Origin of the sequence: Corynebacterium sp. c25Ua_47 (assembly GCF_039907205.1) — a bacterium.
Taxonomy (GTDB): Bacteria; Actinomycetota; Actinomycetes; order Mycobacteriales; family Mycobacteriaceae; genus Corynebacterium; species Corynebacterium hiratae.
Window position 1 is genome coordinate 57946 of record NZ_JASBOH010000008.1, and the last position, 25005, is coordinate 82950.

At 62.3% G+C, this 25005-nt stretch carries 21 protein-coding genes; 11 read left to right on the forward strand and 10 right to left on the reverse strand.

Annotated elements, in window-relative coordinates; genetic code table 11:
* Window positions 1-57: 57 nt before the first annotated feature.
* Genes QKE52_RS08755 through QKE52_RS08770 form a run of 4 tightly spaced genes read left to right on the forward strand, consistent with a single transcriptional unit; the run spans window position 58 to window position 3719 of the window.
* The gene (locus tag QKE52_RS08755; RefSeq protein WP_293776222.1) at window positions 58-1326 is read left to right on the forward strand and encodes an alpha-hydroxy acid oxidase; all 1269 of its coding nucleotides are present in this window, start codon (window positions 58-60) and stop codon (window positions 1324-1326) included.
* 27 nt (window positions 1327-1353) lie between these two features.
* Window positions 1354-2175 carry a DNA-formamidopyrimidine glycosylase family protein gene (locus QKE52_RS08760; protein WP_347948583.1) on the forward strand — a complete coding sequence of 274 codons (822 nt, stop codon included), beginning with the start codon at window positions 1354-1356 and terminating at the stop codon, window positions 2173-2175.
* A gap of 10 nt (window positions 2176-2185) precedes the next feature.
* The gene (locus QKE52_RS08765) at window positions 2186-2599 is read left to right on the forward strand and encodes a YccF domain-containing protein (protein ID WP_347948584.1); all 414 of its coding nucleotides are present in this window, start codon (window positions 2186-2188) and stop codon (window positions 2597-2599) included.
* A 52-nt stretch (window positions 2600-2651) separates the two neighbouring features.
* On the forward strand, window positions 2652-3719 hold the full coding sequence (locus tag QKE52_RS08770) for an HNH endonuclease signature motif containing protein (RefSeq protein ID WP_070701550.1): 1068 nt from the start codon (window positions 2652-2654) through the stop codon (window positions 3717-3719).
* A 158-nt stretch (window positions 3720-3877) separates the two neighbouring features.
* Here QKE52_RS08770 and pgi read toward each other — a convergent pair whose 3' ends face one another.
* The 3 genes from pgi to QKE52_RS08785 form a co-directional block, all read right to left on the reverse strand.
* A complete protein-coding gene (gene pgi / locus QKE52_RS08775) occupies window positions 3878-5512 on the reverse strand; it encodes a glucose-6-phosphate isomerase (RefSeq protein ID WP_347948585.1) in 1635 nt (544 codons plus the stop codon).
* A gap of 101 nt (window positions 5513-5613) precedes the next feature.
* Window positions 5614-6516, reverse strand: a complete 903-nt coding sequence (locus QKE52_RS08780) for a trypsin-like serine protease (RefSeq protein WP_347948587.1) — start codon at window positions 6514-6516, stop codon at window positions 5614-5616.
* 47 nt (window positions 6517-6563) lie between these two features.
* Window positions 6564-6947 carry a chorismate mutase gene (locus QKE52_RS08785; RefSeq protein WP_049155203.1) on the reverse strand — a complete coding sequence of 128 codons (384 nt, stop codon included), beginning with the start codon at window positions 6945-6947 and terminating at the stop codon, window positions 6564-6566.
* Window positions 6948-7059: 112 nt separating this feature from the next.
* Here QKE52_RS08785 and pcrA point away from each other — a divergent pair, with 112 nt between their 5' ends.
* The gene (pcrA, locus tag QKE52_RS08790; RefSeq protein ID WP_347948588.1) at window positions 7060-9567 is read left to right on the forward strand and encodes a DNA helicase PcrA; all 2508 of its coding nucleotides are present in this window, start codon (window positions 7060-7062) and stop codon (window positions 9565-9567) included.
* 4 nt (window positions 9568-9571) lie between these two features.
* Here the strand turns inward: pcrA and QKE52_RS08795 are convergent, their stop codons facing one another.
* The 5 genes from QKE52_RS08795 to QKE52_RS08815 form a co-directional block, all read right to left on the reverse strand.
* A complete protein-coding gene (locus QKE52_RS08795; RefSeq protein ID WP_046646982.1) occupies window positions 9572-10327 on the reverse strand; it encodes a M23 family metallopeptidase in 756 nt (251 codons plus the stop codon).
* Window positions 10328-10726: 399 nt separating this feature from the next.
* Window positions 10727-13417, reverse strand: coding sequence for an FtsX-like permease family protein (locus QKE52_RS08800; RefSeq protein ID WP_347948590.1), 2691 nt, complete (start codon window positions 13415-13417; stop codon window positions 10727-10729).
* Between the two features lies 1 nt (window position 13418).
* Window positions 13419-14135, reverse strand: a complete 717-nt coding sequence (locus tag QKE52_RS08805) for an ABC transporter ATP-binding protein (RefSeq protein ID WP_049154178.1) — start codon at window positions 14133-14135, stop codon at window positions 13419-13421.
* Window positions 14132-14674, reverse strand: coding sequence for a helix-turn-helix transcriptional regulator (locus QKE52_RS08810; RefSeq protein ID WP_049154180.1), 543 nt, complete (start codon window positions 14672-14674; stop codon window positions 14132-14134). Before QKE52_RS08810 ends, QKE52_RS08805 begins: the two co-directional genes overlap by 4 nt.
* Window positions 14675-14862: 188 nt before the next feature.
* Window positions 14863-15615 (reverse strand): M23 family metallopeptidase, encoded by a 753-nt coding sequence (locus tag QKE52_RS08815; protein WP_046646979.1) that lies wholly within the window; start codon window positions 15613-15615, stop codon window positions 14863-14865.
* Window positions 15616-15982: 367 nt separating this feature from the next.
* On the opposite strand from QKE52_RS08815, the gene QKE52_RS08820 reads away from it, so the two are divergent.
* From QKE52_RS08820 to purH, 3 genes are read left to right on the forward strand one after another with little or no spacing between them, the layout of a single operon-like run.
* A complete protein-coding gene (locus QKE52_RS08820) occupies window positions 15983-17650 on the forward strand; it encodes a DUF6350 family protein (RefSeq protein WP_347948592.1) in 1668 nt (555 codons plus the stop codon).
* Window positions 17651-17690: 40 nt separating this feature from the next.
* Window positions 17691-18296, forward strand: coding sequence for a phosphoribosylglycinamide formyltransferase (gene purN, locus QKE52_RS08825; RefSeq protein ID WP_046646976.1), 606 nt, complete (start codon window positions 17691-17693; stop codon window positions 18294-18296).
* Between the two features lie 41 nt (window positions 18297-18337).
* Window positions 18338-19870: a bifunctional phosphoribosylaminoimidazolecarboxamide formyltransferase/IMP cyclohydrolase gene (gene purH / locus QKE52_RS08830; RefSeq protein WP_347948593.1), complete on the forward strand. Its 1533-nt coding sequence runs from the start codon at window positions 18338-18340 to the stop codon at window positions 19868-19870.
* 222 nt (window positions 19871-20092) lie between these two features.
* Here purH and QKE52_RS08835 read toward each other — a convergent pair whose 3' ends face one another.
* On the reverse strand, window positions 20093-20911 hold the full coding sequence (locus tag QKE52_RS08835; protein ID WP_347948594.1) for a hypothetical protein: 819 nt from the start codon (window positions 20909-20911) through the stop codon (window positions 20093-20095).
* A 226-nt stretch (window positions 20912-21137) separates the two neighbouring features.
* On the opposite strand from QKE52_RS08835, the gene QKE52_RS08840 reads away from it, so the two are divergent.
* Together QKE52_RS08840 and QKE52_RS08845 are read left to right on the forward strand one after the other, a co-directional pair.
* Window positions 21138-22019 (forward strand): hypothetical protein, encoded by an 882-nt coding sequence (locus QKE52_RS08840; protein ID WP_102233748.1) that lies wholly within the window; start codon window positions 21138-21140, stop codon window positions 22017-22019.
* 17 nt (window positions 22020-22036) lie between these two features.
* A complete protein-coding gene (locus tag QKE52_RS08845; RefSeq protein WP_232745230.1) occupies window positions 22037-22900 on the forward strand; it encodes a hypothetical protein in 864 nt (287 codons plus the stop codon).
* A gap of 6 nt (window positions 22901-22906) precedes the next feature.
* Here the strand turns inward: QKE52_RS08845 and QKE52_RS08850 are convergent, their stop codons facing one another.
* Entirely contained in the window at window positions 22907-23554 is a 648-nt protein-coding gene (locus QKE52_RS08850) for a hypothetical protein (protein ID WP_049154189.1), read from the reverse strand.
* Window positions 23555-23698: 144 nt separating this feature from the next.
* Here QKE52_RS08850 and QKE52_RS08855 point away from each other — a divergent pair, with 144 nt between their 5' ends.
* Complete coding sequence (locus QKE52_RS08855; RefSeq protein ID WP_347948595.1) at window positions 23699-24946, forward strand: protein kinase; 1248 nt, start codon at window positions 23699-23701, stop codon at window positions 24944-24946.
* Window positions 24947-25005: the final 59 nt, after the last annotated feature.

Here is a 25005-nt window from a genome sequence, read left to right on the forward strand (position 1 = left end):
TTTTCATGGGTCTAACCTCAAAAGCTGATAGCCCAATAGAAAAGGAGTCTTGTTTCCATGCGGCTGAAGCGCCAACTGCCCAACGTGTCCGAGCTCAAGAACCTCATGCGGTTCGAAGCACCCAACCTCGACCGCCGGGCAGCACGCCTGGCAGAGGCCGCTGATGTGTGGGATCTCCGCAAGATTGCCAAGCGCCGCACGCCCAAGGCCGCCTTCGACTACGTCGATGGTGCAGCCCGCGATGAGGTTAGCTACCAGGAATCTCGCGATTTCTTCCGCGATGTTCGCCTCATGCCCAACGTGCTCAACGGCGCGCACGACATCAACCTTGGCACCGAAATCGCCGGCGAACCGGCAGCTTTGCCCTTCGGCATCGCGCCGACCGGCTTTACCCGTTTCATGCATGCCGAGGGCGAGGACGCCGGCAGCCAGGCCGCGCGCGATGCCGGCATCCCGTTTACGCTCTCCACGATGGGCACGCGCTCGGTGGAGGAGGTCGCGGCGTCGCAAGGCAATAGCGGGCGTCGTTGGTTCCAGCTCTACCTGTGGAAGGACCACTCCGCCTGCCAGGAGCTCATCGAGCGCGCTGCCGCCAACGGCTACGACACCCTCGTGGTTACCGTGGACACGCCCGTGGCCGGCCAGCGTCTGCGCGATACCCGCAACGGCATGCGCATCCCGCCGCGCCTGACCGCCGGCACCGTCTTCGACGCCGCGTGGCGCCCCGAGTGGTGGTTCAACTTCCTCACCACGGACCCGGTCACCTTCGCGTCCTTGACCTCAACTACCGGCACCCTGGGCGAGCTGGTCAACACCATGTTTGACCCCGGCCTCAACTTCGAGGACCTCGCGTGGATTCGCAAGCAGTGGAAGGGCACGCTCTTCGTCAAGGGAATCGTCAACCCAGAAGACGCACGCAAGGTCATCGACCTTGGCGCCGATGGCATCGTGGTCTCCTCCCACGGTGGACGCCAGCTCGACCGCGTGGTCAACACCCTCCAGGCCCTTGAGGCCGTGCGCGCAGAGGTGGGCCCGGACGTGGAGATAGTCTACGACTCCGGCATCATGTCTGGCGTCGATATCGCCATTGCGCTGGCTCTGGGTGCGGACTTCGTCCTCATCGGCCGCGCCTACCTTTACGGGCTGATGGCCGGCGGCAAGGAAGGCGTTGACCGCGTCATTGAGCTGCTGGCGGAGGAGTTCAAAAACACCCTGCAGCTGCTCGGTGTGAAGAGGATCGAAGACCTAGGCCGCCAGCACGTGGTCACCCCGTGGGAGCCGGGCGCGCTGGCATTCGGTGCGGGAAAGGATGCGCCGGTAGAGTAGGCACCCGTTCGGTGAGGAGGTTCTACTGTGCCAGAGGGCGATTCTGTACTGCAGTTGTCGAACCGGCTGCAGTTTATGGAAGGCCGGCGCGTGACCTCCTCCTCCCTGCGCGTGCCGCGCTATGCCACCGTGCGTTTCGACGGGCTGGTGTGCGAGGAAGTCTGGCCCTATGGCAAGCACCTCTTTATGGACTTCGGCGGCGAGCTGATCCTGCATACGCACCTCAAGATGGAGGGCACGTGGGCCATCCACTACGCCGGTGACCGCTGGCGCAAGCCCGGCCACAGTGCGCGCGTAGTGCTACAGATGGAGAACGCCCCGCGTGATATCGAGCTGGTAGGGCACTGGCTGGGGCACGTGGGAGTGTTTCCCACGCGCGAGTTTGAGCAGCGCATGGCACACCTTGGCCCCGACATCCTCGCGCCAGAATGGGAAGAAGGAGGCTTCGAGGAGGCCGTGTGCCGCATCGAGTCCCGCCCTGAGCGCAGCATCGGTGCGGCCCTCCTGGACCAGCGCAACGTGGCGGGCTTGGGCAACGAGTACCGCGCCGAAATCAGCTTCTTGGCCGGCGTTCATCCAGCAACACCTGTAGCGCTTGTCGACGTCCCTCATATCCTCACCCTCTCCCGCCGCCTCATCTGGGCCAACCGCGATTCCCCGGTACGCGTGACCACCGGTGTGAAGCGGGCAGGGGAGACCACGTATGTCTTTGGGCGCAACCGTCAGCGCTGCCGTCGCTGCGGCACGCTCATTGAGAAATCCACGCTGGGTGGTGTGGACGCCGGCGGCGATGAAGGGGAATTAGAGCGCGTCATCTGGTGGTGCCCGCACTGCCAGCCGCGTCGCTAGGCTGGGATGCATGAAGATCATTTTGAACATCATCTGGTTGGCAACTGGTGGCCTTGCCCTCGCGCTGGGCTATTTCCTCCTCGGCATCTTGGCCTGTATCCCCATCGTGACGATTCCCGCTGGTGTGGCTTCGATGCGTATGGCGAATTTTGCCTTGTGGCCTTTTGGGCGCTCCGTCATCCAGCCGGTCAAGGGTACCGGTGGCATGTCTCGGTTCTCCAACGTTGTCTGGTTCCTTGTCGCTGGCCTGTGGTTGGCTATCGGCCACGTCACCACTGCAGCGGCGCAGGCAGTGACCATCGTGGGCCTTCCGGTGGCTCTGGCCAACCTGAAGATGATCCCGGTGACGTGCTTCCCATTCGGCCGCAAGATCGTCGATTCTGATGAGATCCCCTTCGGCTGGGAGTCGATGATCAAGCTCTAAAATCTCTGTCTCCGGTTGCGGGGTTGCCTAGGGTGCTTTAGTGTTCTGAGGCATGGGGGATTTAGAGACCTATTTCTCCTACCGCAACTCGGGGATTTCTTTGGTGGAGCAAGCGGTAGGAGGAGAGAAACATTTACGCGCACTCGGCGCTTCACCTGCCGATGCCGCCGAATTGGCTGGCTTGAACCACATCTACTTCGGTGCTACCAAGTTCACGGGTAAGCAACGCACTGCCCGCAGCCGAGCCGCCGAACAAGGCCACGACCTGGCCACGCTGAGCCTTATTGAGTCCTACACGAAGAAGCTGAAAAATCAGCTGCATGCCTGGAACCTACGGGTCAAGCTCGCCGGTACACCAGCACCGAACATCCCAGCCGTGGCGGCCAAGCGCTTAAATGAGCTCAAGCCCAAACGCGTGCCCACACCTGGTGTGCGCACGACCTATCGCGCTGATGGTCCGCACTCGCTGACCATTACCGATGACCCCATGACAGTCACCGAAATGCGTGGAGTGTTGGAATCCATCAACCAGAACAACCTGCTGGAAGCAGCCAACCACGTCTTCTTCAACAAATCCCATGGCGGAACCAAACCAGCTGTGTTCACCAGCGTGGTCGTTACCCTGGACAAGCTCGACAAGATTGTCTCCGGCGACGGCGATGACATCGTGCTTGAGCTGACCAACGGCGGGCGTATGACCGGCACGGAATTTCTGAACTACAAGTTCGCCGAGATCGGCTACGTCACCCTCATCCACCCCACGATCGGGCCGGTATGGCTGCACCGGATGAAGCGCTTAGCCGGGTTTGAGCAGCGCATGATGGCTAGTGCTGAGCATCCCACCTGTGCCAGGAAGGGATGCAATAAGCCCGCTGATTATGCTCAGGTGCATCACCTTGTGCCGTGGAAGGCAGGAGGGACTACCAACCCGCCGAACCTGACCATGTTGTGCGCCTATCACAACGGCATTAATGATGACGACCCAGAGAAACCAACAGGTGCTGGCTACGTGTTTAGGATTCGCGGCGGTGTGGACTACATCCCTCCCTGGGGAGAACCGATAACCGCCCAGGCTGCGTATCAAGCCGCGCAACGCGGACTCGGACCGCCCGGCGTGTAAACCGCCACGCGGGCGAGCCCACAGGGGCCGCCCGACAGGTAAATCCTCACGCGGATGCTCATAGGGCCTCCGCGGCGTTGGCGATCCTACATGTTGATTGCCCGTTAAAAACGGGTGAACCCCCGACCGTTCGGCCGGGGGACGTCGCCAAGCAGTGCTTAGCGGTGGTTGCGGTACCAGCCGATGAGAGCATCGGTGGAACCGTCGCCGGATGCGGCCTCCTCCTTGCCGGAGACTGCCGGTGCCAGGTCGTTGGCCTGCTGCTTGCCCAGCTCCACGCCCCACTGGTCGAAGGAATTGACATCCCAGATGATGCCCTGGGTGAACACGATGTGCTCGTAGAGCGCGATCAGCGCGCCGAGGGTCTGCGGGGTGAGCTCCTCCGCCAGAATCGTGGTGGTGGGGCGGTTGCCCGGCATCACCTTGTGCGGGACCACGGCCGGGTCCACGCCCTCGGCGGCAATCTCTTCTGCCGTCTTACCAAAGGCCAGAACCTTGGTCTGCGCGAAGAAGTTGCCCATGAGCAGGTCATGCATCGAGCCGGTGCCGTCGGCAGTGGGGAAGTCCTCCTTCGGGCGGGCAAAGCCGATGAAGTCCGCCGGGATGAGCTTGGTGCCCTGGTGCATGAGCTGGAAGAAAGCGTGCTGGCCGTTGGTGCCCGGCTCGCCCCAGTAAATCTCACCGGTGCCGGTGGTGACAGCGGTGCCGTCGCGGCGCACGGACTTGCCGTTGGACTCCATAGTCAGCTGCTGCAGGTAGGCAGGGAAGCGGCCGAGGTCCTCGGAGTAGGGCAGCACCGCGTGGGTCTGCGCGCCGAAGAAGTTGGAGTACCAGACGCCGAGCAGACCCATCAGCGCCGGAACGTTCTGCTCCAGGGGCGCGGTGCGGAAGTGCTCATCCATGGCGTGGAAGCCCTCGAGGAAGCGCATGAAGTCCAGCGGGCCGATGGTGCACATCAGCGACAGACCAATGGCGGAATCGACGGAGTAGCGCCCGCCCACCCAGTTCCAAAAGCCGAACATGTTCTCAGGATCGATGCCGAACTCCGCGACCTTCTCCGCGTTGGTGGAGACCGCAACGAAGTGCTTGGCGACGGCCGACTCATCCCCGTCAAACTGCTCAATCAGCCAGCGGCGTGCAGCGTGAGCGTTGGCCAGGGTTTCCTGGGTGGTGAAGGTCTTGGACGCGACAATGAAGAGGGTGGAGCCGGCGTCGAGGCCGTCGAGAGTCGCGGCGAGGTCCGCCGGGTCGACGTTGGAGACGAACTCCGCGCTAATGCCCGCTACTTCGTAGGAACGCAGGGCCTTCGCGGCCATGGCCGGGCCCAAGTCGGAGCCGCCGATGCCGATGTTGACCACCTTCTTGATGGTGTGTCCGGTGTGGCCAAGCCACTTGCCGGAGCGCAGCGCAGTGGCGAAGTCACGCATGCGGCCCAGCACCTCGTGGACGTCGGCAGCGACGTCCTGACCGTCGACGCTCAAGTCCTTCTCCACGGGCAGGCGCAGCGCGGTGTGCAGCACGGCGCGATCCTCGGTGTTGTTGAGGTGCTCGCCGGCGAACATTGCGTCGCGGCGCCCCTCGACGTCGGCAGCCCGGGCGAGGTCCACCAGTGCGGTGAGGACTTCCTCATCGATGAGGTTCTTCGACAGATCCACGTGCAGGCCCGCGGCGTCGAAAGAATAGTCTGCGGCGCGGGAAGTGGAGTTGGCAAAAAGCTCACGCAGGTTGAGGTCCTTCTTGCTCTCAAAAAGCGAGGTGAGCGCGGCCCACTGCGGCTGAGCGGTGATGTCCATTGCAAAAGCCTTTCTGGCAGGTAGCAGACATGAAACTTACTGTGTCCACCGTAGTCCAGAAATCCCTTCGCTGCCGAGGCAGAAGACCGTACTGCGTTGAGCTAGGAGTAGAGCTTCAGGTTGAATTGCTCCATCGTGTTTCCGATCTCCATGGCACCAGTTTCGGGGCCGGTGTAATCATCGTAGTTGCCAAAGGACAAGACACCTACCGCGTACAGTTTGCCGTCGATGGAGGCGTAGACAGGACCGCCGCTATCACCGGGTACGCTCTCGCTGCCAAAGGTGAAGAGTCCTTGGTTTTCGAAGCGGTCAATGAAATCGTCGCAGGCAGCGCCTCCCGCGGAACCGGCAAAACACATCGTGGGCTTCTTGTGCGTGACATCCTCGAGGCTCATCCAACCGGCCAAAGGCGCATTGAAGGCCGGTGCGGTAGATACTTCGGCGGCTGGGTTGGACACTTCGATCAGTGCAATGTCGGCCGAGTTGATGCTATCGGTGTTGGTGTTGCGGGCCTTCTTTACCATCTGGCCTATCTCTACCGTACTGCCGGATTGATCCTCATAATAGAAGGTGTCGCCCGTGTCCCCGCAGTGCCCGGCGGTGAGGATAAAGAGGCGCTGCCCATCGCCAGCGAAATGACCGGTGGAGCACCGGCCACCGTTTGTGCCGTTGTAGATGGGCGCACCCGGCGTCAACACCCCCAGGCTCATGAAGTAATCGGCAGCTTCAGGAGCTATCAGGTTACGTCGGGGCTCCGGTCGCTCCGCTTGAGGGATTTCGGTGGTGTTATCCCAGAGCGCATCGCCGTCGAGGGGCTCCTCGAAGCCTTGCGTTGTTCCGGATGCTGCGGAACCCTGCCTGCGGTCGGAGTCGCTGACGGCGGGAAGATCGAGCGTCGTGGTGGAAATGGTGGTCTCAGCGGAAGAAGAGGTGCTGCAGGCGGACAACATGGACGCAGTGGTGGCAGCAGCGAGAAGCGCAGCGAGGCGGGAGGAAAAGCGCATGACGAGAGCCTAACCCACCACCTGCCCAAGCGCGCGTGCGCTGGGGACTAGTCCGAGGCGCTACCAGATCCGCCGAGCTTGCCGCGGCCCAAGCGCAACAGGGCGGAGGCGATGGCGGGTCCTTCCTCCCCGAGCTCGTCGCGGAACTCATTGAGGATCGCAATTTCGCGGGTATGCACCAAACGGGTGCCACCCGAGCTCATTCGCGTCTTACCAATGGTGCGCGAAATGTCGGTGCGGCGCTTGATAGCGTCGAGAATAACGCGGTCGAGGCGGTTGATCTCTTCGCGGTAGCGCTGAATCTCGGCATCACTCAGCGGGTCATCGGTGCCCGACGGCATGCGAATGTCGAGCCCATTGTCCACGACGTTGGGGTCTTGGTGCTCAGGGCTCAAGCCAGAGTCTGCGTTGCCAGGATGTGAAGAGCTCATGACATCAGATTGTGCCACCATGCCGGGAGAAAAGGGGAATTACCAGCTTTCACGCCGACCAGAAGTGCGGTGAGGGGCAATGTCCGGTGGTGCTAGTAGGTTGGAGAGCATTATGAATAACACATCCCCTTTCGTCCCCCGTTCGTCTTCCGATTCTTCCACCGGCGGCCTGTTTCCCGCGCCCGGGAGCAACGTCGACGCCCCTTCCGGTCAGGGCTCTGATCCGTTGCTCGAGGGCTTAAATCCGCAGCAGGAAGAGGCCGTGACGCATTCGGGCTCGCCGCTGCTTATTGTGGCCGGCGCGGGCTCGGGCAAGACTGCCGTGTTGACCCGCCGCATTGCGTACCTTATGCGGGAGCGCGGGGTGGCCCCCTGGCAGATCCTCGCCATTACCTTTACCAACAAGGCAGCCGCGGAGATGAAGGAGCGCGTCGGCCAGCTTGTCGGCCCCGTCGCGGAGCGGATGTGGGTGTCCACCTTCCACTCGATTTGCGTGCGTATCTTGCGCAATAACGCCCAGCTCGTACCGGGCTTGAACACGAATTTCACCATTTATGACGGCGATGATGCCCGCCGGCTGCTCACCATGATTGCGAAGGACATGCAGCTGGATCTGAAGAAGTATTCGGCGCGTGTTCTGGCTAATCAGATTTCCAACCGCAAGAACGAGCTCATCTCCCCGGAGCAGGCGCGCGCGGAGGCAGAGAGGACGAAGAATCCTTTCGAGCTCACCGTGGCGAGCGTGTACGAGGAATATCAGCGCCGCCTGCGCGCGGCGAACGCGGTGGACTTCGATGACCTCATCGGGGAAGTAGTGCGCATCTTTAATCAGCACCCGCAGGTGGTGGAGTTTTATCGTCGCCGCTTTAAGCACGTGCTTATCGACGAATACCAGGACACCAACCACGCGCAGTATGCATTGGTCTCGGCTTTGGTGGGCCGGGGCGAGCTGCCGCCGGATGCTCCGGAACTGTGCGTGGTGGGTGATTCGGATCAGTCGATTTATGCCTTCCGCGGAGCCACCATCAGGAATATCCAGGAGTTCGAGCGGGACTACCCGCAGGCGCACACAATTTTGCTGGAGCAAAACTACCGGTCGACGCAGACAATTCTGAACGCGGCGAACGCGGTCATCGCGAAGAATGAGGGCCGCCGCGAGAAGAACCTGTGGACCGCCCACGGCCAGGGCGAACAGATCGTCGGCTACGTGGCGGATAATGAGCACGATGAGGCACGGTATATCGCCTCGGAGATTGATTCCCTGGCGGATAAAGGTACGGCGTATTCCGATATTGCGGTGATGTACCGCACCAACAATGCCTCCCGCGCGCTGGAGGATATTTTCGTGCGCTCGGGCATCCCGTACAAGGTGGTCGGTGGCACGCGCTTCTATGAGCGTCGCGAGATCCGGGACATGGTGGCCTACTTGCGCATCATGGATAATCCGGATGACACCGTGAGCCTGCGCCGAATCATTAACGTGCCGAAGCGCGCTATTGGTGATAAAGCGCAGGCGCAGATCGCCCTGCACGCGGAGAACCTTGGCGTGAGCTTTGGTGCTGCTCTCCGTGATGCGGCGGAGGGCAAAGTAGCCGGACTCGGCACGCGGGCAGTGAATGCCGTAACCAAATTCAACGAGATGATGGAAGGCGTACGAGCGCAGATCCCGGGCATGGTCAATGAGGTGACTGGCCAGCCGGATTTGGGGGAGTTGCTCAACGCGCTGCTTGACGCCACCGGCTACCGCGCGGAGCTCGAGAACTCCAACGATCCGCAGGATGGGGCACGCCTAGACAACCTCAACGAGTTGGTCTCGGTGGCCCGCGAGTTCAGCTCTGAGGCCGCTAATGAGATGGCATTCATGGGTGCGGACGCAGAAGAAGCACCCGAGCTAGCAGAAGGTGAAGCCGCGCCGGGCTCGCTTCAGGCGTTCCTTGAAAAGGTCTCACTCGTGGCGGATGCGGACCAGATTCCGGACCACGAATCCGGGGTGGTCACGCTGATGACGCTGCACACTGCGAAGGGCCTTGAATTCCCCGTCGTCTTCCTCACCGGCTGGGAGGATGGACAGTTCCCGCACATGCGCTCCCTGGGTGACCCGAAGGAGCTGAGCGAAGAACGCCGCCTAGCCTACGTGGGTATCACGCGTGCTAGGGAACAGCTCTACCTCACGCGCGCGATTCTTCGTTCGTCCTGGGGCAACCCGGTGACGAACCCGGCCAGTCGCTTCCTCGCCGAGGTCCCAGAGGACCTCATCGACTGGCGCCGTGAAGAACCAGACAGCTCGCTGTCTGGCGCGTGGGGCGGAGATGATTCCTACCAATACGGGCGAACCTTTGGCTCGGATAGCGGGTTCTTCCGTGGAGGCGGCTATGGCTCGCGGAGCGCTGCGTCTTCCCCTTCGCAGCGCTCGCGCAAGCCGGCCTCGGCAACGTCGATGCCGAAGAATAACCATCTCAATTTAGTTGTGGGGGACCGCGTCAACCACGCGAAATACGGGCTGGGCACGGTCATCGAGGCCTCCGGGACCGGCGCGCGGGCGACGGTCACCGTGGACTTCGGTTCAGCGGGCAAGGTTCGCCTCATGCTCATCGGCGGAGTGCCGATGGAAAAGCTCTGATGCTTTAGATGAGGATGCCGCGCTCGCTGAACCAGTCCACCGGATCGACGGCCGCGCCGCCGCCCGGGTGAACCTCGAAGTGCAGGTGCGGGCCGGTGGAGTGGCCCTCGTTGCCGATGACGGAGATTTGGTCGCCGGCCTCGACGCGATCGCCGACGTCGACCAGCAGCTGGTCGCTGGGCATGTGGCCATAGACGGTGATGGTGCCATCGTCGTGCTGGATGCGGATCCAGTTGCCAAAGCCTTGGGCAGCGCCGGAGGAAATGACCTCGCCGTCCATGACAGCGTAGATGGGGGTGCCAATGGGGTTTGCCACATCGATGCCGTTGTGGAAGGAACCCCACCGCGGGCCGAAGCCAGAGGTGAAAGTTCCGGAGGTCGGAAAGACCACGGTGTTACCGTCCGCGTCCTGGCCGCGAGTAGGGGTGAGGCCGGAGTGATCGCCCTGCGGGGCGAAGGCCTCGGCGAGACCAGGAATGCTGGAGGGATCGAGGACGATCTCGAAGCCGTCCTGCGTGGTGTTGACCTCTGGGACGGATGCCCCGTTGAGGGCACCGGCTGTCGAAATGAGCAGCCCCGAGACGGCTTTGAAGAGGTCGGCCTTGGATTCTTCCTTGACTTCGACGTCGGCAGCGGACGGGTCCTTGGAGGACCCGTCGGAGACGTCCACGCTTGCTGCCGGTTCGGCGGCGAACGCTGGGGTCGTCACGGTGGCGGTGCTAACCGCCACGGCGGCGAGTGCGCTGAGCGTGCGCTTCATAACTTCACGTCCTTAAGTCCTGCTGTGGCCCGCTGGGTATGCGGCGGAAGCCTGTGAGCAATAGGGGAGCGGCCGTATCAGCCGCAGTGCGCCTTAAAGCCTGCGACACGCCGGTGCGGTTGCAACCGAGTGCTGAGGCTGTGTGGCAACGAGATACAAACTATCCCGCGGGACCACCCTGCGCAACGCTTAAAAATGCAGGTAAATCCAGGAATTGTTCGAAAAACTATCGAACAGCCCAGCGTGTTGCGCGTGTGAAAGGAGTGAAAATTGTTACAGGGGTAAAGTAGAGGTTTAAAGAATGGGGGTGAGATTTGGGGGGTGAAAAGTGCAGCGCTCCCGGCCAATCTTTCAGCCGAGAGCGCTGGGGTTGTGGGCGCTGCTACTAGGTCAACGCTTTTAAGTTAGGGAACGTGATTCGCTGCGATCCCGCGCGGTGAGCGGGGCCGTTTTGTCGCTGCGGTTGATCGCAGCCGCGAGGGCGGCAGCCAACAGTGGCACGACGAGCACGGCGAGGAATTGCCACCAATCCGGGGTGAAGTAGTCCTGCGGGCGCAAGCCATGGAGCGGCGTCGAGAAAACGTATCCTGAGCTATCGGCAAAGAAGTACGTGCCGAGATGTCCGGCAACCACACCAAAGAGCATGCTTACGGTGGCCAGCATCCACGTCTGCCATGCTGCCACCTTGGACATCAGCGAAGGGTCGGCGCCGATGGATTGCAGCACGGTGCTTTCCTGGCGCATGCTGCTCGCTGCGTTGGCAATGATGAGTGCGAGCACGATGAGGCAGACGATCCCCATTCCGAGGCCCAGGTAGTAGCGGAAGCTCTCGGGAGTAGAGACGGCGAAGCTTAGCGAGTATTGCGATTGCGAGGCGCTCGCTGTCAGGTCTTGTAGCTCCTCACGCTCTGACTCGCTCGGTGGCTCGTCGAACGCGAGGGCTTGGCCCACGTAGAAGGGCTCCATGTTCAGCTTCTCTGCTGCCTGCTGGCTAATCAAGACCACGTCGCGGGCCGCGGTGGGTAGTGCCTCTACAACCGGCAGATCCGCGTCCTGTGCCCCGCTCGGTTCTTGGCTGTCAATGCGGTTATAGGATTTTACGGTCACCGTGCCATGAGTCTTATCGCCGACGTGGCTGCTGTGGGGAAGCACGATGCCGCCAGCATCCAACGTCTGTGCCGCCGCGCGGCGATCTTCCTCCGAGTCGAATTGCCAGAGCTCAAGCTGGGAAGAATCCGTTTGGGCCATCCCGCTTTGATAGATCAACGGGTTATAAGGAAATGACGTCATCAACTCGTGCGCACACTCCTGGCGAGCCTCTTCGGACTCATCGGTGCGCCGCCCCTGATTATCCACGAACACAGCCTTCTCAACCGGCTTGCTGAAATCGACCTGCTCGCATTGGTAATCAAATTCGGTGGTGAGTTCGTAAAAAGTGCCATCCTCCGGAAGGCTGAAAGACGTCGTCCACGAGGGGAAAGCATAGAAGGGGTAGGTGCGGGCGGTGGTGGTCTGCTGGATTGCCTCTATCGCCGCGCGTTCTTCTGGCGTAGAAACCTGCGCTGGTAGGTCAAAGGTCGTCTCCTCAATCAGCGCAGTAGTGGGCGGCATGACGAGTTTTTCCTCAGCGGTGGTCTTTGCGCTATCCGTCATGATGCCCACGCCAAACAGGGAGGCGACGAAGGCGACTGACACGAGAGCGATGGACGTCGGCAAGGCATGCATGCTGCGCCGAGTCAGGCCGCGTCCAGCCAGACGCAACGCGAGTGGGCCGCGGCGAGACAGCAGGGAGCATAGGAAGACCAAGGCAGGGGCAGACGCGGCAACTGCGATGACTCCGAAGAGGGCTAGCACCGTAGGGATGTACTGTCCCCAGGGGGTGAAGCTGAATAACACGAGCAGAAGCAGGAACGCAGGGCCGATGGCCATCCACCGACGGAAGCGCAAGAGGCGGTCGGGAGCGGCTCCCTGGATTGCTGTGGACAGGGCGCCACGTTGCGCCAACCACGCGGGAACGATGGAGACAATGACACAGCCTGCCACCGCCACGAGCCACGCGAGAGCAATCGCTAGGAAGGGCGGGCGTGCAGCAAAGTCCGGATAGCGGGCTGTCCACCACACCCAGGAGACCGTTAGGCCAACGATTGCGCCGATGGTGGCGCCGATTAGTCCCATCAGCAGGCCATAGGCCATCACTGCGAACATGATGTGGCGTGGTAATGCACCCTGGCTCGACATCAGCGCGTACAGGCGGGTATTACGTCCGGTAGCCAGCGTGAAGACGGGCGCGAGAAGGAAAAGGATGAGCAATCCGGCGATGGCGTAGAGGCCAACGAAGAAGAGCACGAAAAGAATGCTGCTCAGTATTCCGCCAAAGGAATCCGACTCAGAATCGGGTCGGTCCGTATCTCGCAGCTCCGGTGCCCAGATCTCCAGCCCGGCCTCACGGGCGCGGTCGGCATCCTCCTTGGTCAGCGGTGTATCGCCAACGATGACCCAGGTGGTGCGTGTCGCAAATGAAGGGTCGCTGAGAGCGTCATTGAGGGTGGGGGAGGTGACAAAGTCGTAGTTTTCGGGAGCAATGGCCGCGACCGTGACGTGGTGGTCACCGCTGAGGGCATTGGTGCGCACAGTGATGACATCCCCCACGGAGGCGTCGATCTTGCGCGCGGTTGAACGCGACAGAACTGCCTGGTTGGGGCCAAGATTGAACTTGTCGACGGCCTCCTGCGCCGGCTCTGGCGGATTCTCTGCGTCGAACTGATCTACCCAGGAGTTGGTTGACTTCCCATTATGGATTAGTGACGTGCTAGAAAAAGTGGCGACCGGGCTGACGCTGAGGCCCTCAGGAAGCACCTCGGCAGCCAAGCGTGGTACGTCTTCGTTGCTAATGTCCGAGCGCTCGGCGCTGATCTGCCGCTCGGGTGAGCTCAAGGCCGCGGAGAGCCGACCGGAGGAATTATCAAAGAGTGCCATTCCAATCACGAGTGCCACTGGCAGCGCGATGAGCAAAACGGCGGCTAGCGTGCGCCACGGGTGGCGCCACAGGTCGCGCCTCGTCGGGCGGGTGGCGGCATTAATGCCGGACATACTAACGCACCTCCTCGCCGGTTAGGCGCCCGTCGCGAACCATGACGACGCGGTCGGCCCAGCCCGCGAAACGCGGCTCGTGGGTGACCAGAATGCCGGAGGCTCCGGCGTCGATACGCGCACGCAGGACCTTCATGATCTCTTCGCCCGTCGAGGTATCCAAGGCGCCGGTAGGCTCATCCGCAAGCAGCACCTTGCGTGGCCCGATGAGCGCGCGGGCAATGGCCACGCGCTGGGCCTGGCCGCCGGAGATTTCTTCCGGGAAGCGGTCGATGGTGCCGTCGAGGCCGACCTCACTGAGAGCTTCCTCGGCGGCCTCGCGGCACTGCGCAGGCGAAAGTCCGTCCAGTTCGAGGGGCAGGGACACGTTCTCTCCCACGGTGAGGGAGGAGACCAAGTTGAAGTGCTGAAACACCAGTCCCAAGTGGCGGCGGCGGGCGATGGCCGCTTTAGCTTTGGAGAGCTGGGAGGCGTCGGCGCCGTCGAGAAGCACGCGCCCCGACGTCGGTGGCTGCAGCAGGCCCGCAACGTTGAGCAGCGTGGACTTGCCGGAACCGGAGGGGCCCATGACGGCTACCAGTTCGCCCGGCTGCAGCTGCAGGTTCACGGAATCCAAGGCGGTGACCTGGCGGGCACCGCTGCCGAAGACGCAGGTAATGTTTTCGAGCTCGAGAGGAAACGGCATGTGCTGGGTCGTGGGCGCGGAGTTGGGGGTCATCGCGGGTCCTCCTCGGTGGTGGTTGGGTTGGCTAGGGATTCCACGCGGTCGAGCCAGCGTGAGAGAGATTCCAGGTCGAAGATTTGGCGCTCGACGGCCAAGCGCTGGGCGCTGCGTTCCGCAGGCAACTCAGAGGCCTGACGGTTGAGCTCGCGCAGTTGGCGGACGGTGGCGAAGCGCTGGGCGTCGAGGACGGCAATGACGTCGACGTCGGAGCGTCGTGCGGCAAGCGATACTTTGAGCACGAGCTCATCGCGCTCGATGGCGTCGTTATGCAAGGTGGACATCCACCACTGTGAGAGTTCCTCGCGGCCAGCGGGGGTGATGGCGTAGCTAGTGGCGCGCCGCCCGGTCGGGCCGGTGAGCTCACCGTCGGTGGCGATGAGACCATCGCGCTCCAAACGGCTCAACGTTTGGGCGACTTGGCCCATGTTGAGCGGCCAGAGGTTGTCGAAGGTCTCGGCAAAGCGGTTTTTGATGTGGCTGGCAGTAGCGGGCTCTTCACTCAGCAGCGCAAGCACGGAATGTTTGACGGACATGGTCACCTCCTTGGTGGAGGGCAAGGGAGAAAATCTTTCGGTACATACCCAGTAAGTTACTGGGTAACCTTCTGTCCGGTCAACGGTTGGGGCAGGCGGGGGTGGAAGGTGGGGGAATGCACAAGGCGGTATAGGGCAACAGTGCCCTATACCGCCTTAGCGCTGGAGGAAGGATTTAAAAGCGTGGCTTAGCTGATGTTGATGCCGCGCTCTGCGAGCCACGGAATCGGGTCCACGGCGCCCTCGCCGGTGGGGTGAATTTCGAAGTGCAGGTGAGAACCGGTGGAAAAGCCCAGGGAGCCCATGCCGGCGATCTTCTGGCCAGCGTGGACGCGCTCGCCCACGGCGACGTCGAGAGTCTGCATGTGGCCGTAGACGCTCATGGAGCCGTCATCGTGCTTGATGCGGATCCACTGGCCATAGCCGGATGCCGGGCCGGAGTCGATGACGGTGCCGCCCATAACGGCGAGGATGGGGGTGCCCACGGCATTTGCGATGTCAATGCCGGAGTGGAAGGAGCCCCAGCGGGGGCCGAAGCCGGAGGTAAAAGTGCCCTCTGCCGGGCGGGCGATGGTCGGCGCGCGGTTGGCTTCATCAGCGGCGGCGCGGGCATCGGCGGCCTGGATGGCCTTATCGAGCTGCGTAGCTAGGTCGGCGACCGGCTTGGACTCGGCGATGGCGAGGATCTGCGGTGCTGCGTCTTCGACGGCAGCCTGCGCGTTCTTCAGCGGATCGGTATCTGCCTGCAGGGTGTAGTCGACGGACTGTGCCTTGGTTTCCCCGGCGCCAGCGGATTGGATGGTACCTGCTGCTGCGCCGCCAACGCCTGCGGTGGATACGGCACCTGCCGCAACCGTCATCACTGCCAGACGTCCCTTTGCGGTCTGTGCGGTCGTGATCTTGCGGTGGCGACCTACGCTTCGCTGAGTCTTGCTTCGCATGAACTCTTCTTCCGTCCTCACTTCACTATCGCCTACCCAGAATAAACGTTACGTTTCAATCTGGGTGGTTATCCGATTGTGACCTTCCTGTTACCAACGAGATGTAACAGTAGCGTCTCGGCGAATGCAGAGCAACCCAGATTGCGGTTTTCTTCTGGATATCTGGGAAGAGCCGCACATAATGAAACGACAGCTGATTCCTGTGAATAAAGTGAACGGCTCTCCGTGGTGTCGCCGGGGCTTTCCGTGGTCGGCATGAGTAGTGCGCACTCGTGAAGTTTTCCTTCGGGGGTGCACCGCACCATTTAGCGCTTACCTCGCCGCGCCACCCCCGGTGGGGGAGGGGGCCGTGGCAAAGTGGACGCCGATGAATAAGAACACGAGTCCCCAGTCCAGGTCGTCAGCTCGCCCACGCGCGCACGTGCGTGGGCGCGGTGATAGTGCTGAGCACTCTGAGCGCGGGCACCGCAGAGATCGCCGAGATCCAGCGCAGCGCATCAAAGGGGTCGAGTCCGACAAGGCTCGCGCCCGCCGCGCGCAGGCCCCGACCACACTCCGCGGGCGTATTCGCCGCATGCTCATCGTCGTCGGCGTTCCGAACCTCGTCGTCGTGCTGGGCATTCTCGTGGTCGCTATCGCGGCACTGCTTCTGACAAGTTCCCCGTCGGCGTGGTTGCCCACCATCGTCGGGGAGACGTGGATGGTCTTTAATCTTGCGCCTATTCGCGCGGGCGGTATTGACGTGGGATTTATCCCGGTTCTGCCTGCGCTGCTCCTAGCTTGGCTGGTGGGGCGGCGCGTGCGGGCGGCGGTTAAGGATAGGGCAAGCATTAATGACCTCATCGTGTTGAGCGCGTGCGTGTTGGCGGTTCCCTTAGTCCTTACTGTCATCGCATGGCTGATGCTGTGGGACGCTGGCAAGGTCTACGATGTTTCCCCTCCGGAGCTGTACCGTGTGCTTCCCCGCATGTTGTTATTGCATGCGGTCGCCCTCATCGGTGGAATGGGACCGCGCCTGTGGAAGGCCCTAGCCAAGCGCAGCGGTGTCCCCCGCGTGTTCGTCGATGCCGCCCAGATAGGCTTGAGCTACCTCGGATACCTTTTTGCTGCTGGTTTCATTCTCGTGGTGGTCTTGTGGGGAGTCGGTTGGTCGCGTCAATCAGAGATGCTCGCCGAGTATCCAGTCCTTAATGCACTGGGAACCGCCGGTCTTTTCCTGCTGAGCGTTCTCTATCTCCCAAACGCTGCCGTTGCTGCGGGAGCGGTCCTGAGCGGTTCGGAGCTGCATATCGGTGAAGGAACCAGCGTGAGCCTCTTTAGCGGCCACGTGGTTCCGCTTCCACCGCTGCCGTTGGCTGCCGCAGTTCCGCCATCTATCAATCCTTGGGCGGCGGTCTTGTTGATCATCCCAGCAGTTGCAGCAGTGGTGGCGTTTTACCGTCGCCGTGCACTGGCCTCCTTCCAGGTTGCGCTCGTGGCCACCGCTACCGCCGCGGTAGCCGCTCTCGTGGCTGTGTACGGCGTATCCGGCGCGCTGGGGGTGTACGGCTACACCGGTCCCGAGGTATGGACCGCGGTGGGCCTGAGCTGTCTGTGGTGCCTAGTCGTGGGGTGTGCATTCGCAACGGCACAGGCAGTGACATCGTGGCGTGCGCGCCGCGCGGCTGCCACGGAGGCTGCTCCTGAAGCGCCCGCAGAGACTGAAAAGACCGTGCACACACCCGTCAACACGGCGAATGCTGTGCCGGTTTCTGCCTTGCTTGACGACGTCCCCGACGCCGCCGTTGCCGCAGAGCCCACGACCGAGACCGAGACTGAACCCGAGGATGACGTGGACGAGGACAGCGAGCCGGAGGCCGAGGCCGAGCCTGAAGCCGAGCCTGAGGGCGGCAGCGATGCGGATGCTGAGGTGATTGACGCAGAAGTCGTCGAATCGGACGAGACCGAGGGGGACGACGAGCAGCCAGTCGAGGAGGCAGAACCAGAGGAAGAAGATGTGTTTGAGGCAGAGGACGAGGCCCCCTCTAAGGAGTAAAATTCCCCGGTTCAGGGCGGCAGCGGCTAGGCTGTAGCGCGTGACTACACCGCACCAGCCCGCTGCTTCTGCCCGCCTTAACGTCGTGGTACTTGTTTCTGGAACCGGCTCCTTGCTCCAGGCCATCCTCGATGGCCAGGATGAGCGCTATGGCGTCGTGAAGGTCGTCGCGGACGTGCCCTGTCAGGGCATCGAGCGCGCGCAGGCGGCGGGAATCGCCACCGAGGTCGTAGAGATGGGTGCTGACCGCACCGAATGGAATAAGCGTCTGGTTGCCGCAGTGGATTCTGCGCAACCAGACGTTGTTGTTTCTGCAGGTTTTATGAAGATCCTGGGGAAGGATTTTCTGGATCGCTTCGAAGGTCGCACCATCAATACCCACCCCGCGCTCTTGCCCGCCTTCAAAGGCGCGCACGGCGTGCGCGATGCGCTGGCCTACGGCGCCAAGGTCACAGGCTCGACCGTCCACTTCGTAGATGCCGGCGTCGATACCGGCGCCATCATTGCCCAAGAGCCCGTGCGGGTCTTGCCGGGGGATGATGAGGCCAGCTTGCACGAGCGCATCAAAGTGGTCGAAAGAGAACTCATCGTTGCCGTCCTTCGCGCCACGCGCGTGAAGGGCGAGGAACTCAGTATTCAGCTCTAACTACCTCTCATTACCGCAAGGAAGGCTTAAGTCCCCGTACCATGAGCGAAGATCGTAAGAACATCAAGCGCGCACTCATCAGCGTGTACGACAAGACCGGTTTGGAGGACCTTGCCCGGTCCCTGGATAAGGCCGGCGTGGAGATCGTTTCCACCGGTTCCACCGCGAAGAAGATCGCGGACTTGGGCATTGAGGTCACGCCCGTCGAGAAGCTCACCGGCTTCCCGGAATGCCTCGAGGGTCGAGTCAAGACTTTGCACCCGCGCGTGCACGCGGGGATCTTGGCGGATACCCGCAAGGAGGACCACCTGAAGCAGCTGGAGGAGCTGGAGGTGGATCCGTTCCAGCTCGTCGTGGTGAATCTGTACCCCTTCCGTGAGACCGTGGCTTCCGGCGCTGACTTTGATGGCTGCGTGGAACAGATCGATATCGGTGGCCCGTCCATGGTGCGCGCGGCTGCCAAGAACCACCCGTCTGTTGCTGTGGTCGTGGATCCGGCTCGCTACGGCGAGGTAGCTGACGCTGTGGCCAACGGCGGCTTTACCCTGGAGCAGCGCCGCGGTCTGGCCCGCGATGCCTTCCTGCACACCGCTGATTACGACGCCGCGGTGTCCGCATGGTTCGTCGATCAGCTCAGCGAGGGCGAGGAGACCACCCCGCTGCGCTACGGCGAGAACTCTCACCAGAAGGCAACCGTGACCCGCATCGGTACCACTGGTTTGGCCAACGCGAAGCAGTTCAACGGCAAGGAGATGAGCTACAACAACTACCAGGATGCCGACGCCGCCTGGCGCGCCGCCTGGGATCACGAGCGCCCGTGCGTGGCCATCATCAAGCACGCCAACCCGTGCGGCATCGCGGTGTCTGAGGAGTCCATCGCGGCTGCTCACCGCGCGGCTCACGCCTGCGACCCGATGTCTGCCTTTGGCGGAGTCATCGCTGTGAACCGTGAGGTCACCGTGGAGATGGCCGAGCAGGTCAAGGAGATTTTCACCGAGGTTATTGTGGCTCCGTCCTACGAGGAAGGCGCCATCGAGGTTCTCAAGGCTAAGAAGAACCTGCGCATCCTGCAGGCCGAGCATGAAGCACCGGAGAGCGAAGTTAAGTTCATCTCCGGCGGCGTGCTCACCCAGGAGCCGGATACCTACCAGGCAGAGGGCGATAACCCGGCCAACTGGACCCTGGCTGCTGGTGAGGCTCTGAATGAGTCCGACCTGGCGCAGCTGGAGTTCGCCTGGCGTTCCGTTCGTGCGGTGAAGTCCAACGCCATCTTGCTGGCCAAGGACAACGCCACCGTGGGCGTGGGCATGGGCCAGGTCAACCGCGTCGATTCCGCCAAGCTCGCGGTGGAGCGTGCTAACACGCTGGCCGACGGTGCCAACCGCACCGAGGGCTCCTTCGCTGCTTCCGATGCTTTCTTCCCGTTTGCCGATGGCCTGGAGGTTCTCCTCGACGCCGGCGTCAAGGCCGTGGTTCAGCCGGGCGGCTCCATCCGCGATGAAGAGGTCATCGAGGCCGCCAAGAAGGCTGGCGTGACCATGTACTTCACCGGCACTCGCCACTTCTTCCACTAAGCCTGGCAAAGGCGCTGCCATGGGCAGCACACAGCCGCTTCCTTCATTCCTGCGCACCACTGCGCGGGAAGGGGAGGCGGCTTTCGCATGCACGGAAGCTTTTCCCTCGAGGACAACAACTGCCCTAAACGACGAAGTTATGCGCCGCCACGCGGTCAGAGGCAATAACTTTGGCAACAAGGGCAGCTTCGGCGCCACGGCGTGATGACCCGGCGGTGCGCGCTACTGCGCGTGGAGGGAAGCCACCGCGAAGCCAGAGTTGTCCGCGGGATTGCCGCGGGCGTCCTTATAAGTAAAAGTAAAGCGCAGTTCCTGGTGGTCTGCGATGTTGATGGGCATTTCGAGAGCTTCCTCTGCTGGAACCTCGAAGGAGGCCAGCTCAGCACCGTCAGCGCCGTTGACGGTAACGGTGGCACTGGCAACGTTCGTATTTGCGCGGTCATCGCTAAATCCAAAGACAGCGATAAGTTGGCTGTGTCCTTCGCTCAGCTGCACGTCAGCGATGTTGGTGCTGCCGGACTGCGAGACATAGGAATCCGGGAAGAACGTGCGGGCAATGACTACGCCGCCTGCTTCCAAGTCGGTGTCGATGCGCGCGGACGTGGTGATTGGAGCTCCCGCGAGCGAGGCGGTCGTCGTCGGCTCAGAGGAGGCACCGGTCTGCGAATCGTCGGAGGATTCGCGGCCCCAGATAAACCACGCGCCCACACCGAGGACCACAGCCAGCACGATGAATAGGGAGATCAGCGCCGCAATAGCGCCGCTGAATCGTCCCTTGCCTTGTGGAGGAGCAGGCGCGGAGTACTGGGACGGCTGGGGTTGGGGCGGCGGCGTGGGCGCGCCACCACCGAAGGAAGGCTGCGCCGGGGTGCCAGTGGGCTGCCCACCAAACGGCGGTGTGTTGCCAAAGCCACTCGGGCGAGCCTGTGGCTGGCCGGGTGGAACGGGAGAACCGCCGGGGCGGCCAAACCCGGGGGAACCGAAGCCGGAAGGGCCGGAGTTATGCGGCGGCGTGCCCGAAGGGCCGGTAGGAAAAGTCATGGCGGGAGAATAACAGCCTTTCCGTGCGCAGGAAGGTGGAGTATAAGAGGTACCTCTAACAATCTAAACTCTGTGACACCGTCTGTGTGGTGTGAGGGACACTCCCGTGGGAGTACTCCCCGCCACGTTCGAACGCCACCGTCACCAGTGCGGCTGTGTAAAGATAGTAAAGATAGAAACGTGCCCACAGGGCGCACTTGACATGTCTAGATCTACGGAGGCCCCGGTGACTGATTCAGATCGCAACCACGGATTCGGCTCCCAGCACTCGCAGGGAAATGGTGGCCAGCCACAGCCTTCCCGCAAGGAAACTCACCCGGACACTGTGGATTTTGAGGCCCCGCCCACCCAGGAACGCCCCGTGCACCCTCGGGCCTTCCCACAGGAAGGTGAGCGCAATTACTCCAACCCCTTCGCCCACTCCGGAGCGCAAGGCAACTACGCCCAGCAGCAGTTTCCCACCCAGCAATTCCCGCCCCAGTCAGCAGCGCAGGGCGGCGGCCAGTACGAACAACAACCGGTTGCCTATTCCACTGCCTACCCGGAGAGCGCGCCGGCGCACCGTGGTTCCGGCAACGGCGGAAAGTATGTGCTCATCGCCGTGCTGATCCTGGCGGTGCTGCTCGTCATTGCCGCGCTGGCCTACCTTATCTTTTTCAAAAATAGCGGCACGGGAACTCAGGCTGATGCGCCCCTGACCACCGCGGCGCAGCTCACCGAGGACAACGACGACACCCAAGAGACGGTTTCTGCGGCGGATGAGGCGGAAAAGACCACGGAGGAAACTACGACGAGCTCCGCCTCACAGAAACGCCCGGAGCACCCCGACTTGCCTGCGGGGGCGATACCGGCGAACGACGCCGCGCGGAAAAATGAGCCCGGCGGCAACTTCAACAGCGTCTACCGCGGCACTGAGGTGACGTCGGAGCCATTCGCCAACGCTGTGCGGGACGAGTACGTCAAGCACTGGGTGGATACCCATGAGTATGACGCCACGATTGAGGCCTACAGCCCAACCACCAAGCAGAACTACACAATGGATTGCTCCGATAACGGTGAATTTGTCACCTGCAAAGGTGGCAACAATGCGGTTGTGTACATCCTCTAATACGCAGGCGGTCAACGATGAAACAAGCAGCAGCACGAGTGGTGATCGCGGGGATTGCGGTGGCGTCGCTAAGCGCCTGCACCATCGGCGATGTCTCCGCGCCGGAGCAACCCACGGCAGCGAGCAGCCCCCAGCCCACCCTGCCTGAGTCCACCCCCGAAAAGGAGCCACCCGTGATTGAGGCCTCCGACATCCACGAAGCCCTCGAAGCCATCGCGGCCGACAACCCGGGGACCGGAATCGCGGTGGCCGGCGCAGATACCGTCGCCGCAGCAGGCATCACAGACCCGCAGTCCGCATGGTCCACAGCGAAGGTGCCGCTGGCCATTGCCGCCGAGCGCGCCGGCGTGGCCGATCCGGAGACCGTGTCGCGGGCGATTACCTTTTCCGATAATGCCGCGGCCGATTCCCTCTGGGAGGCACTCGGCGGGGGAGAGCACGCCGCGCAGGCAACCCAGGAGATCATTGGCACGGCTACTGTCCCCGCCACGCCACCGCGCCCCGGCTTTAGTGCATTTGGCCAAACGCAGTGGCCGGTAGCCGAGCAAGCAGAGTTTGTCGCCGCCCTGGGATGCCAGCAGGGCACTGATCCCGTTCTGGCAGCCATGGGACAGCCCGATCCCGCACAGCAGTATGGGCTGGGCACCCTCGAAGGATCAGTCATGAAGGGCGGCTGGGGCCCAGCCGAGGACGGGGCCTATGAAGCCCGCCAGATGGGGCTTGTCTCACTGGGCGGGCACACGGTGGCGGTGGCCATCTATGCCAAGGCCGAATCCGGGGACTACGGAGAAGCCCAGCAGATGCTCACGCGCCTAGTCAAGCAGCTCGCCGCCGCCGAGGTGGAATGGCCCGATGCAGGCTGTCAGCAAGGCGCGGTCTAAGGACCCCTAGCGCGGCCAGTAATCCTCGAAGGTCCCGGCCTCGCCATCGATGTCATAGTCCGTGCCGCGGATGGTGAGTACGGAACCGGTGTCCTCGCCGCTGGTGGGGTCGAGGATGGAGGCGGTATAGGAGCTGCCCTCACCCCGGGCCGGTCCGAAAGCGGCACCGTTAGACCACACGCCGCGGTAGAAGAGCGAGTCCTGCTTTTCGCAGATAACGATGTGCGAAACCGGATCGGAACCTGCGGCGGCGAAGACCATGTCCTCGCCCTGCTGGCAACGCGCCTCCGGGTAGTCGGACCAGCCGGCCGCGGTTAGGCCCTCTGGGACGTCAGCAGCTCCAGGGCTGGCTGAGGTCTCTGGTGCTTCCTCGCTCGGCGCGCCTTCCGTGTCCTCTTCTTCGTCGTCTTCTGGTGCGGTTTCTTCCGCGGAGGATTGCGCTTGCTCCGAGGATTCGGCGGTACTGGGGGTTTCCTGGCCGGTGGAGCGGACGTGATTCCAGATCACGGCACCGGAAATCAGGAGTGCGATAAGGATGGCGATCGCGCAGATGATCGGAACGAGGTTGCGCTGGTCGGGCTGGGTCTGCTGAGGCCCGCCGTGCACAGGGCTCGTGTGCTCGTAGGGGTTAGTGCCAAATCCTGGGGTGGTCATAGGGTCCTTGGAAAACTATAGAGAACAACAGGTAGCATAACTGGCTCCCGCATGCCTGACTGAACCACGGTGAAGTCCCCTCCATTTGGGGGCGATGGGACATGGCACCCTCATGCTTGGTTGTGCATATGGTGCAATGGGGCGGTGACTAATTCCTACTTCGTGCAATGGCTGACCCAGCAGAAGCGGTACACCAACGTGTACCTGCTGGGTGAAGGCGGCATGGGGCAGGTCTTCCATGCCACCGATCCGGATCTTTCTCGTGAGCTTGCCGTCAAGGTGCTGCTGGATGATGTCCGCGATGAAGCCTCCCGCGCCCGCTTCAACAACGAAATGAAGGCGCTGACCAAGATTGGCAGTCACCCGGGAGTGGTCCAGTTCTATTCCAAGGAGTCCACGCCGCGCGGTGACGACGTCATGATGATGGCGTTCATCGACGGCGGAACCCTGGCGCACGCCATCCGGGAACGCGCGCAGGAAGGCCGGGGGTTTAGCGTGGCTGAGGTGGTCTACTACCTCACGCCGATTGCTTCGGCGCTGGACTACATGCACCACGAGCTACATCCCGGGTGGGTACACCGCGATATCAAGCCCGCAAATATCCTGTTGCGCAAGACCCCGGGCAGCCTGCCGCCTGCCGTGCTCAGCGATTTCGGGATCAGCATCGAAGAGGGGCAATCCCGTCTGACGAAGGTTGGCCACATCGTGGGCACTGAAAAGTACCTGGCCCCGGAAAATAATGGTCATGCCTATGGCGATGACGATATGTCGGCGCGCGCGGATGACTACTCGCTAGCGCTTATTGCATTCGAGATGCTCACGCTGCATCACCTTAAGGACACGATGCCGCGCAGTGAGTGGGAAGGGCAGCGGCGCATCCCGGACTTGTCTAGTGATGCTTTCACGACGTTCCTGGCGAAGGACACCGCACGGGTGGTGACTCAGGTGCAGACTGTCCTGAACAAGGCGCTGGATAGCGTGCCCATGCAACGCTATGCGCGCGCCCGGGATTTCATTGCCGCGCTTGACGACGTCTCCCGTTCCCAGCCCACCACCAACCAGGCGACGGAACCCGCGCAGCCACGGCAGGCAAAAACCCCTGGGCAGCCGACGCAATACTGGCCGCGACCTGCCGGTTCCTTTGGGTCTGTCGAGCAGGCTATGCCGACCGGTTTTGTAGCTCCCGCTAACCCTGTCGCCTCACCCGGGACGGTATCTCCCTCCACGCCGGTGACTCCTGCGGTACCGGGGGCTACCGTTCACAAGCGTGCCGCGGCAGAGCCTAGAGCTGCCAAACCAGCCACCATGGATAATCAGAACGCTCTGATCATCACAGTCACCGTTGTTGTCATCATCCTCATTTTCGTGGTGACATGGGCCATCGTGTCCTAGTCCCCAACAAGCTGGGGCAAGCGGCTTGTCCCCGCAGTACTGTGGTGAGAGTCGCTACA